Here is a 9,805-nt window from a genome sequence, read left to right as displayed (position 1 = left end):
GAGGTGATGAACTTGAAGGGGGCGGGTTTCAGGCATGGGAGGGGGACGCCATCTGGGGGTGCTCTAAGCATAGATGGTGGGTCTTCGGGCGCGCAGCTCATTTGGGTGTTCACCGGGGTAATCGACGAACGGGGGATAACCCGTGTCTGCGCGCCAATTTTCAGAGCGTTCCCACGCCATCAAACGGGGTCGCAGGCGGCGAGACTTGATGTAAATCAAGTCTTGAGCGTTTCAGACTCCCAGAATCTTCGAATGACTATGGGCAGGCCGAGCCGTTGGCGGAGAACTTCATGAGCGATTTTCTGAGTAACGAGCAACTGGAAGGGCTGGATGCCTATTGGCGGGCGTCCAATTATCTGGCGGTCGGGCAGATCTACCTCAAAGACAACCCCTTGCTGAAGGTGCCCCTGACCCTGGGCCACATCAAGCCGCGGTTATTGGGTCATTGGGGCACGACGCCGGGGCTGAACCTGATCTACACCCACCTCAATCGACTGATCAACCACTACGATTTGAACATGCTCTTCGTCGCCGGCCCCGGTCATGGTGGGCCAGCGGTGGTGGCACAGACTTATCTGGAAGGGACGTATACCGAGTTTTATCCTTCGGTGGAACGCAACACCAACGGACTGGTTCGCCTGTTTCGGCAGTTTTCCTGGCCTTACGGAATCTCCAGCCATGTGTCCGCGCAGATTCCGGGATCGATCCATGAAGGCGGCGAACTGGGCTATAGCCTGGCCCATGCCTATGGCGCCGCGTTTGATAATCCTGAGCTGATCGTCGCCTGCGTGATCGGTGACGGCGAGGCCGAAACAGGGACGCTGGCCGCCAGTTGGCATTCCAACAAATTCCTCAACCCGGCGCGTGACGGCGCGGTATTGCCGATCCTGCACCTCAACGGCTACAAAATTGCCAACCCCACGGTGCTGTCCAGAATCAGTGAGGAGGAATTGTCAGCCCTGATGTATGGCTATGGCTACGACCCGTATTTCGTCGAAGGTGACGACCCGGTGCAGGTGCATCAGGCACTGGCACAAACGCTGGACACGATGGTGCTGAAAATTCGTGAAATCCAGCGCGAGGCGCGTCGGCCCGGGCTATCCGGACCACCGGCGCGACCGCTTTGGCCAATGCTGGTATTGCGCACGCCCAAAGGCTGGACCGGCCCGAAATTCGTCGATGGCCATCGGGTTGAGGGCACCTGTCGCGCGCATCAAGTGCCGCTGGCCGATTTTCAGCAGCCGATTCATCTGCGGCAATTGGAGGAATGGCTCGAAAGCTATCGTCCCGACGAACTGTTTGATGCAACGGGCGCCTTGCTGCCCGAAATCGCTGCACTGGCACCCACCGGGCACCGACGCATGAGTGCCAATCCCCACGCCAACGGTGGCGTGTTGCTGCGTGCGCTGGACCTGCCGCAGTTCACCGACTACGCGGTGCAACTCGAGGTTCCTGGCAGCCTTCGCGCAGAGGCCACCCGGGTACTGGGTACGTTTTTGCGCGATGTCATGAAAAATAATTTGCTCGCGAAAAACTTTCGTCTGTTCGGCCCGGATGAAACGGCCTCGAACCGACTGGATGCGGTCTACGAGGTCAGCGCCAAAGTATGGATGGAGCCGCTGGAACCGGACGATGTGAACCTGTCGGTCGACGGCCGGGTGATGGAGATCCTCAGCGAGCAGGTGTGCGAAGGCTGGCTCGAAGGCTATTTGCTGACGGGCCGCCATGGTTTGCTGTCCTGTTACGAGGCGTTCATCCATATCGTCGATTCGATGGTCAATCAGCATGCCAAGTGGCTTAAAACCGCCGCCGAGGTGCCGTGGCGCAAGCCCGTTGCTTCGCTCAATTATTTACTGACGTCCCATGTCTGGCGCCAGGACCATAACGGTTTCTCCCACCAGGACCCCGGGTTCATCGATCTGGTGGCGAATAAAAAGTCGGACGTGGTGCGGATCTACCTGCCGCCCGATGCCAATTGCCTGCTATCGGTCGCCGATCACTGTTTACGCAGCCGTAACTACATCAACGTCATCGTCGCCGGCAAGCAACCGGAATGGCAGTGGCTGGATATCGATGCGGCCATCCGCCATTGCCAAACCGGCATCGGTCGATGGGACTGGGCATGCCGGGATGATCAGGACCCGGACGTGGTCATGGCCTGCGCCGGTGACGTCCCGACCCTGGAAACCCTGGCCGCCGTGACCCTGTTGCGCGAGTACGTACCGGATCTGCGGGTGAGGGTGGTCAATGTGGTCGACCTGATGGTGCTGCAGCCATCCTTCCAGCATCCCCATGGTTTGCCGGACACGGCGTTTGACGAGCTGTTCACGGTCGATAAGCCGGTGATTTTCGCCTTCCATGGCTACCCTGCGCTGATCCACCGACTGCTGTACAAGCGCAATAATCATGAGAATTTCCACGTTCGTGGCTTCAAGGAGGAGGGCGCGACCACGACGCCGTTCGACATGGCGGTGATCAACAACCTGGACCGTTATCAACTGGCGCTGGATGTCATCGAACGGGTACCCCGTCTGCACGATCAAGTGCAAACCGCGCGGTCGCGTTATTGGTCGACCATGGAGAGGCACAAGCTTTACCTCATCGAGCATGGGCAAGACATGCCCGAGGTACTGAACTGGCAATGGACGCCACTGGCCGATGGCTGAGGACCGGTGTGTACGGGGGATCTGATTTAAATCAAGGGCACGCAGGCGCCGCAGGAGGATTCTGGAACCACGCTGGTGCTTGATCCAGCGAGGACGCCATCGCTGGCCTCGGCAACTGGCCGCAGCGTCGAACACCCACCTGACTGGAGGCAGATCATGAGCCAGTATCAACAATTGTTACTGATCATCAACCCGGCCCTGCGCCATTCCGAGGCAATCAATCATGCTGCAGCACTGGCCAAAGCCAGCGGCGCGAAATTGCATATTGCCGCCTTTATTCCTTCGCTGAAAATGTTGTCGCTACTTGAAGAAGGCGACCGGGAAAAGGCTCGGGAGAGTTACCTGCAAGACCATCATGACTGGCTAAAGAACCAGGCAAACAATCTGCGTGGCCGGGGGATCAATGTGACCACCGAGGTGGCCTGGGCCGATGACCTCACGCAAGACATCCTCGATCACGTCTCGGAGATGCAGCCCGACCTGTTGATCAAGGAAGTTCAGCATGAGTCAGCGCTCAAACGTGCCTTTTTCACGCCTGTGGATTGGCATTTGCTCCGTCACTGCCCGGTACCGGTTTATCTGGTGGGCGGGAGCGGCCTCGCCCTGCCTCGCAAGATTGTGGCGGCGGTCGAAGTGTCGGATACCGAGTCTCCCGACGACGAACTCAATGACCGGATCATCCAGCAAGCGAGCAGCCTCGCCCTGCAGTGTGATGCCGAGTTGCATTTGCTGTACGCCTGCAATATTTCCGCCGCCTTTCTGGCGGACATGGGCGGTCTGACGCTGGCTGACCTCACCAAAGCGCTGCGCAGAGACCTGGAAAAATCGTTCCTCAAATTGGCGGGTCGGTACGGTGTGCCCTCTGATCGTCGACATTTCATCTCAGGAAACCCCGTCACGGCGCTGAGCGAGTTCGCCCACGATCATCACGTGGATGTGATTGTGATGGGCAAAGTTCAATCCCATGGGGTGGACAAGCTTCTGGGCAGCACAACCGAGCATATTTTGTATCAGGTGCCTTGCAGCGTCCTGGCGGTCTGAAGAGTGCCGGGTCGTTGAATCCACACCGACAGGCGAGCGGGCAGAAAGCTGCCGCTGCCGGTGCCGGCGCGGGCTATTTGCTCTTCCAGTATTTCTGCATTTCGAGAAAGAGAAACGAGGCCGTCCAGCTAATGAGTACCAGCCCCGTCAACGCCTGCAAGCCGGTCAGGTACTTGAGATTGCCGACGGGTGAAATATCGCCGAAACCGATCGTGGTGTAAGTCGTGAAGGAAAAATAGACACAGTCCAGCAGCGAACCATCGAAGTTGCCCGTCAGGCCGCCCCATTCACCGGAGCGCACCATCAGGTAATAGACCAGCGCGAAGCACCAGACTTCCAGCGCGTGGGCCAGCAGGGCGCCGAATACCCCGGCGACAATCCTGAAACGGCTCCAAAGCTTGAGCCGCGGCAACCAATCATTCAGACGCAACAGGCATTCATAGTGGATCACCACCACGATGATCACCACCAGCGTATTGATCAAGGTGACTGCCAGCATGGCGAACCTCCGGCGGTAGCTGATGCGTGGTGGTCGGCGCTAAGGGCTGACAACAAGACACGCTCCTCAGGTGGGCGCCACGGCCAGTGGGGCGGATACAGGGGCTGTTTTGATCGGCATGAGCGGTGGAAACTCTGCGGGCGTCAGGGTTTCCTTTTGCAGCAACAGGTGTGCACCTGCGTCCAGATCACCCCGACGACTGTCAAGCAGGACTTTTGCCCGCCCATAGGCTTCATCGAGCAGGGCGCGAATACCCAGGTCCACTTCTCTGGCCGTTTGTTCCGAATAGTCTTTCTCGCCAATACCCTGCATACGTTCGCCCAGATAGGTCGTGCTTTGCCGCTCCAGCACCGACTGTCCGAGTTCGGTGCTCATGCCAAACCGGGTGATCAATTGGCGGGCGATATCGGTGGCGCGGGCCAGGTCATCGGCAGCCCCGGTAGAAATCTGACCATAAGCAAGGTATTCGGCGGCGCGTCCTGCCATCAGGACGACAATCCGGTCCTTGAGCATTTGGCAACTCATGAGGAAGTGATCCCCGGTCGGTCGTTGCAACGTATAGCCCAGCGAGCCCATGGTGCGAGGCACAATGGAGACTTTGTGAACGGGGTCCATGGCTGGCAGGCTACTGGCGGCCAGGGCATGCCCCATCTCGTGATACGCCACCACCTGGCGCTCGTCGGGGCGTAGCACGCTGCTCTTGCGTTCAACCCCCGCGACGATTCGTTCCACTGCCGCCGTGAAGTCATCCAGGCTGACCGCTTCGGCGCCACGACGCGTGGCCACGATCGCCGCTTCGTTGACCAGGTTTGCCAGATCTGCGCCCGTGAAGCCGGTGGTGATGTCGGCAATGCGCTCGCCATCCAGACCGGGCTCCACGGTGATTTTTTGAAGATGGACCTTGAGGATCGCTTGCCGGCCTTTACGGTCAGGACGATCAATCAGCACCTGGCGGTCGATCCGGCCGGCTCGTAGCAGCGCCGGGTCCAGGATCTCCGGCCGATTGGTCGCGGCCAGCAATACAACGCCCTCACGGGGATCGAATCCGTCGAGTTCTGACAGTAACTGGTTGAGGGTTTGCTCCTTTTCGTCATTGCCGCCAAATGCACCGACACCGCGCATTTTGCCCAGCGCATCCAGTTCGTCGATGAAGATGATGCAGGGCGCCGCCTGCCGCGCTTGCTCGAACAAGTCGTGCACACGGGCGGCACCCACGCCAACGAACATTTCGACGAATTCCGAGCCCGAAATCGAGAAAAACGGCACACCGGCTTCACCCGCGATGGCTTTGGCCACCAGGGTTTTGCCGGTTCCCGGCGGGCCGACCAATAAGGTGCCCTTGGGAATGTGCGCCCCCAATCGTGCGTATTTGGCCTTGTCCTTGAGAAAAGAGACGATTTCTACCAGTTCGGCCTTGGCTTCATCGATACCCGCGACATCGGCGAAGGTCACGCCGGTATCGCGCTGGACGAATACCTTGGCCCGCGACTTGCCGATGTTCATCAACCCGCCGATGCCTTGTTTTTCCGCCATGCCGCGAAACAGAAAATGCCAGATCACCATGATCAGGAAAAACGGCAGTAGCCAGCCCAGCAGTCCATTCAAAAAGGTATTTTCGTTGACCCCGGTAAAACCGACACCCGATTGCGCGAGATCCGTCGCCAGCGCCGGATCGACCCGCACGGTGGAGAACAGGTTGTGCCCGTCAATGGGCGCCTGCAGTTTGCCGCTGATCTGATCTTTCTCGACCCTTAAATCGCTGACCTTTTGTTCGTTCAGCAATTGCAGAAACTGACTGTAGGGAATGCTCTGCACGACACGACGATCAATAAACAGAAATTGAGCGAGGGTGAACACGACAAACGCGATCGCGAAGTAAGACAGGTTCCATTGGTGATTTTTTTTCATGACCTTCGCTCAGAAAGGAAACGTGGGTCGAACAGGCAATCCTTGGGGCACCTGAGGCGATCGCAGGTTGATCGGCTCAAGCAAGCAGCAAATGATCCTCCACTTCTCTCACCCCTGGCACCGACCACGCCGCCCGTTCCGCTATTCGGCGCTCGCGCCACAAATGAACTCTGCCTTCCAGCCTCACCACATCGCCATCGACCCTGACGTGAATCTCCTTGGCGCCGACTTCGGCGTTGCGCTTGAGGGCTTCTTCAATACGATGCTGGATATCGACGACGTCCACCCGGGGGACGAGGCTGAGCCGATTTTCTACACCGATCACGCCGGACAATTTGTGCACGGCTCGCTCTGCGGCTTCTTTCTGGTACTGCCAGTCCACTTCACCTTCAAGGGTGATCCAGCCGTTGCGCACAATGACTTTAATGTCGCCGTCGGGGACGTCGGCACTCCATTTGATGATGTTCAAGGCGCGGGTTGCGATGATGTCGTCCGCGGTGCCGGCTCCTTTCTCCAGCCTGACCTGGATTTCATCGGCAACAGCGCGCACCCCTTTGATGCCTTTTACCGCGCGCTCCGCACTGACTTTCTGTGCATAGCTGTTGACGTGACCGGAGAGGGTGACAACGCCATTGTCCACGGCAACGCCAATGCTGGCGGCGTCGATATCAGGCTTGAATTCAAGCTCTTCCACGATGATTTTGCGCAGATTCAAGTCGATCATGACGGTGGCCTCTTTTTGATCCGGTATTGACGGGACGCAGCGCCCGTTGCTTTTTTTTACGCCTGAGCGACGCCAGGACATTGAGCTAAATCAACAAGGCTGCAGTGAGTGCTTCACTAATCGCCGGCGGGCCATTAGTTGACAAAAATCAGAGTGTGCAGGCGATGGCGTCAGATACTGGGGTCAACTATCGGAAGCTTTTCCAGTTGTCATGCACCGAGGGAAAACCATGAACATGCGCTTGTCCATTACCTTGCTGAGCATTCTGTTGGCAACGACAGCCGGTTGCAGTCATCGGCACGCCCAGGAAATCGACGCCCGATTGGAGTCCGCCGAAAATAATGCCGCGACCGCACGGCTGCGGGCAGATGAGGCGTACATCAAAGCGGAACAGGCGCAGCGCGCTGCCGATGAGGCAAACCTGCGCGCCAGTCGGATGGCCGAAAAGGCGCCTCGCAAGTAGTTCAGCGACGACACAAAACCTGCGCGGGAAATCGAGCTTGCAGTCAGGCAGTAAAGCGCTCCCAGGATGAGGTATGTGATGCTCAAACTCAAAAGAATCCTATTGATCGCCCCCGCCGAAATGACCCGCACCCCGGCGTTTGATCGAGCGCAGGCACTGGCCTGCGCAACCGGTGCCATGTTGCACATCGTGGCGTTCGATTATGTCCAGACGCTGGCGGTGGCCGGCCTGTTTGACCATGACGCGATGGCCCAGGCACGGGAGGGCTACTTGCAGGTGCATCGACACTGGCTGGAACAGCAAGCCAGGTTTCAACGGTGCGCGGGGTTGCAGGTGAGCACTGAAGTGGTATGGGCCAAATCAACCCTGGCGCACATGCTTTCGTACGTGGATGACTTCCATGCGGACCTGGTGATCAAGGATACCCACTATGTGCCGGCGCTCAACCGTGCTTTTCACCGCCCTCTGGACTGGCTGTTACTGCGCGATTGTCCGGGCCACTTGCACCTGGTTACCGAATCCAGACATCCCAAACCCTTGAAAATTCTCGCGACCATCGACCTGTCCCATCTGGAGGACATGACCCAAGGGCTCAATGACCGGATTCTCGACCTCGCCTCTACGCTGGCGGCCACCTGTGGCGCCGCCTTGCACCTGCTCAATGTCAACAATTGGTCGGTGATGGGCGATGCTGCGATGAGTGTGCCGACACGCAGCCTGGATAGCAGTTTGAGAGACGCGGTCAACGATGCTCAGCAAGAGGCCTTTGAGGCGCTTGCAGAGCGCTATGGCATCGAGAGCAAATGCCGACATCTACTGACCGGCATTCCCCACAAGGTGATTGGACTTTTCGCCCAACAGAATGCCTTCGATATGGTTGTAATCGGTACGGTCTATCATCACGGACTCGATAAGTTCATCGGCAGTACCGCCGAGACCTTACTGAATAGCACGCCGTGCAGCTTGATGATCGTCAAGCCATTGCCCTGACTCGACTGAAACGGCAACGCCGTCGCGCACAGTTGATAAAAATCAACTGCTCTTGAGCCAAAAGGAGCGATCTATAACGCTCCCATGAATGCTCAAGGAGACGGCCATGCGAATGACATTTCTCGGTGCAGCAGGCACAGTCACCGGCAGCAAATACCTGCTGGAACATCGCGACCAACACGTATTGATCGATTGCGGCCTGTTCCAGGGCTATAAACAACTGCGGTTGCATAACTGGGACACGTTCCAGCTCCCGGTTGGTGAGCTCGGCGCCATCGTTCTTACCCATGCCCACCTGGATCACAGCGGCTACCTGCCTGTATTGGTGCGCAGCGGTTATCGCGGCCCGGTGTATGCCACACCCGCCACCTGTGAGCTGGTGAAAATCCTGCTGTTGGATAGCGGCCGCTTGCAAGAAGAGGCCGCCGAGTTCGCCAATCGGCATGGTTTCTCCCGGCACCACCCGGCTTTGCCGCTTTATACCGAGCAAGATGCCGAGCGGGCGCTGAAACTGTTGCGACCCGTGGAGTTGCATCACAGGGTCGAAATTGCCGCGGGCATGACCATCCAGTTTCGTTGCGCGGGGCATATATTGGGCGCGACGACGGTGGAGGTGATCGCCGATGGCATCACGCTGGTCTGTTCCGGGGATCTGGGGCGGCCAGATGATCCATTGATGTTCGCTCCAGAACCCGTCGAGCAGGCTGATTACCTGCTGGTGGAATCGACCTATGGAGATCGCAAGCATCCGGCCGAGTCACCTGAAGCGCAATTGGCCGAAGTCATCACCCGCACCTCGTTGCGTCATGGCATCACCTTGGTGCCGTCGTTCGCAGTAGGGCGCGCCCAGTTGTTGATGTACCACCTGTATCGGCTGAAACAGCGCCATGCGATTCCCGATGTGCCGATCTATCTCAACAGCCCGATGGCCACCGACGTCACCAGTTTGTACCAGCGTTTTCGCAGCGAGCACCGGTTATCCCTCGAGGAATGCGAAGGCATGTGTCACGTCGCGAAATTCGTGCGCAGCACTGCTGATTCGATCAAGCTGGATCAGCAACGCGCCCCGGCGGTGATCATCGCTGCGAGCGGCATGGCCACGGGGGGGCGTGTGATCCACCACCTCAAGGCGCTGGCCCCCAACCCGATCAACACGCTGCTGATGCCGGGATTCCAGGCCGGCGGTACCCGTGGCGCGCAAATCGTCGCGGGCGCTCCTTCGGTGCGCATCCACGGCAAGGATGTGCCGATCAGGGCTGAGGTGGTGCCGATGGAAACCCTGTCCGCGCACGCCGACGCCGATGAAATCATGCAATGGCTGCGCGGGTTCAAACGGCCGCCCAGACACACCTATGTCGTGCACGGAGAACCCAATGCCTCGGATGTGCTGCGCCGGCGTATCAGCCTGGAGTTGGGGTGGTCGGTTTCGGTGCCGGAGTATCGCGACAGCGTTGAGCTCACGCCCTGAGCCCGGTTCAGGTGAACGGTGCGATGACATAAAACCCCGGCCGTTT

General features: G+C 58.6%; 8 protein-coding genes. 5 read left to right on the top strand and 3 right to left on the bottom strand.

Translation table 11 applies throughout. The annotated features are described in order from the left end of the window. The first annotated feature begins 290 nt into the window (after positions 1-290). The gene (locus tag Q7W83_RS14945) at positions 291-2,666 is read left to right on the top strand and encodes a phosphoketolase family protein (RefSeq protein ID WP_150653400.1); all 2,376 of its coding nucleotides are present in this window, start codon (positions 291-293) and stop codon (positions 2,664-2,666) included. Between the two features lie 156 nt (positions 2,667-2,822). Further along, positions 2,823-3,707 (top strand): universal stress protein, encoded by an 885-nt coding sequence (locus Q7W83_RS14940; protein ID WP_150629476.1) that lies wholly within the window; start codon positions 2,823-2,825, stop codon positions 3,705-3,707. Between the two features lie 73 nt (positions 3,708-3,780). Here Q7W83_RS14940 and Q7W83_RS14935 read toward each other — a convergent pair whose 3' ends face one another. The 3 genes from Q7W83_RS14935 to Q7W83_RS14925 form a co-directional block, all read right to left on the bottom strand. Beyond that, entirely contained in the window at positions 3,781-4,206 is a 426-nt protein-coding gene (locus Q7W83_RS14935) for a potassium channel family protein (RefSeq protein WP_150629474.1), read from the bottom strand. A gap of 66 nt (positions 4,207-4,272) precedes the next feature. Further along, on the bottom strand, positions 4,273-6,114 hold the full coding sequence (gene ftsH, locus Q7W83_RS14930; protein ID WP_473656279.1) for an ATP-dependent zinc metalloprotease FtsH: 1,842 nt from the start codon (positions 6,112-6,114) through the stop codon (positions 4,273-4,275). A gap of 76 nt (positions 6,115-6,190) precedes the next feature. After that, positions 6,191-6,838 (bottom strand): BON domain-containing protein, encoded by a 648-nt coding sequence (locus tag Q7W83_RS14925; protein ID WP_473656278.1) that lies wholly within the window; start codon positions 6,836-6,838, stop codon positions 6,191-6,193. A 229-nt stretch (positions 6,839-7,067) separates the two neighbouring features. Between Q7W83_RS14925 and Q7W83_RS14920 the strand changes: the two genes are divergently transcribed. The 3 genes from Q7W83_RS14920 to Q7W83_RS14910 all read left to right on the top strand — a co-directional run bounded on the left by Q7W83_RS14920 (position 7,068) and on the right by Q7W83_RS14910 (position 9,759). Next, complete coding sequence (locus Q7W83_RS14920) at positions 7,068-7,301, top strand: Lpp/OprI family alanine-zipper lipoprotein (RefSeq protein ID WP_150629468.1); 234 nt, start codon at positions 7,068-7,070, stop codon at positions 7,299-7,301. Positions 7,302-7,379: 78 nt separating this feature from the next. Beyond that, positions 7,380-8,291, top strand: a complete 912-nt coding sequence (locus Q7W83_RS14915; protein WP_473656277.1) for a universal stress protein — start codon at positions 7,380-7,382, stop codon at positions 8,289-8,291. Between the two features lie 106 nt (positions 8,292-8,397). Next, positions 8,398-9,759, top strand: coding sequence for an MBL fold metallo-hydrolase RNA specificity domain-containing protein (locus Q7W83_RS14910; RefSeq protein ID WP_224787788.1), 1,362 nt, complete (start codon positions 8,398-8,400; stop codon positions 9,757-9,759). The last annotated feature ends 46 nt before the right edge of the window (positions 9,760-9,805 follow it).

The sequence above is a fragment of the Pseudomonas sp. 300 genome (assembly GCF_055803035.1).
The sequence above is the reverse complement of the archived record's forward strand: the minus strand, read 5'-3'. Positions and strand labels throughout refer to the sequence as shown.

Bases quoted from the DNA above. Each gene is read 5' to 3' on its own strand.
- Q7W83_RS14945 (WP_150653400.1), top strand. From the start codon at position 291: ATGAGCGATTTTCTGAGTAACGAGCAACTGGAAGGGCTGGATGCCTAT.
- Q7W83_RS14940 (WP_150629476.1), top strand. From the start codon at position 2,823: ATGAGCCAGTATCAACAATTGTTACTGATCATCAACCCGGCCCTGCGC.
- Q7W83_RS14935 (WP_150629474.1), bottom strand. From the start codon at position 4,206: ATGCTGGCAGTCACCTTGATCAATACGCTGGTGGTGATCATCGTGGTG.
- ftsH (WP_473656279.1), bottom strand. From the start codon at position 6,114: ATGAAAAAAAATCACCAATGGAACCTGTCTTACTTCGCGATCGCGTTT.
- Q7W83_RS14925 (WP_473656278.1), bottom strand. From the start codon at position 6,838: ATGATCGACTTGAATCTGCGCAAAATCATCGTGGAAGAGCTTGAATTC.
- Q7W83_RS14920 (WP_150629468.1), top strand. From the start codon at position 7,068: ATGAACATGCGCTTGTCCATTACCTTGCTGAGCATTCTGTTGGCAACG.
- Q7W83_RS14915 (WP_473656277.1), top strand. From the start codon at position 7,380: ATGCTCAAACTCAAAAGAATCCTATTGATCGCCCCCGCCGAAATGACC.
- Q7W83_RS14910 (WP_224787788.1), top strand. From the start codon at position 8,398: ATGCGAATGACATTTCTCGGTGCAGCAGGCACAGTCACCGGCAGCAAA.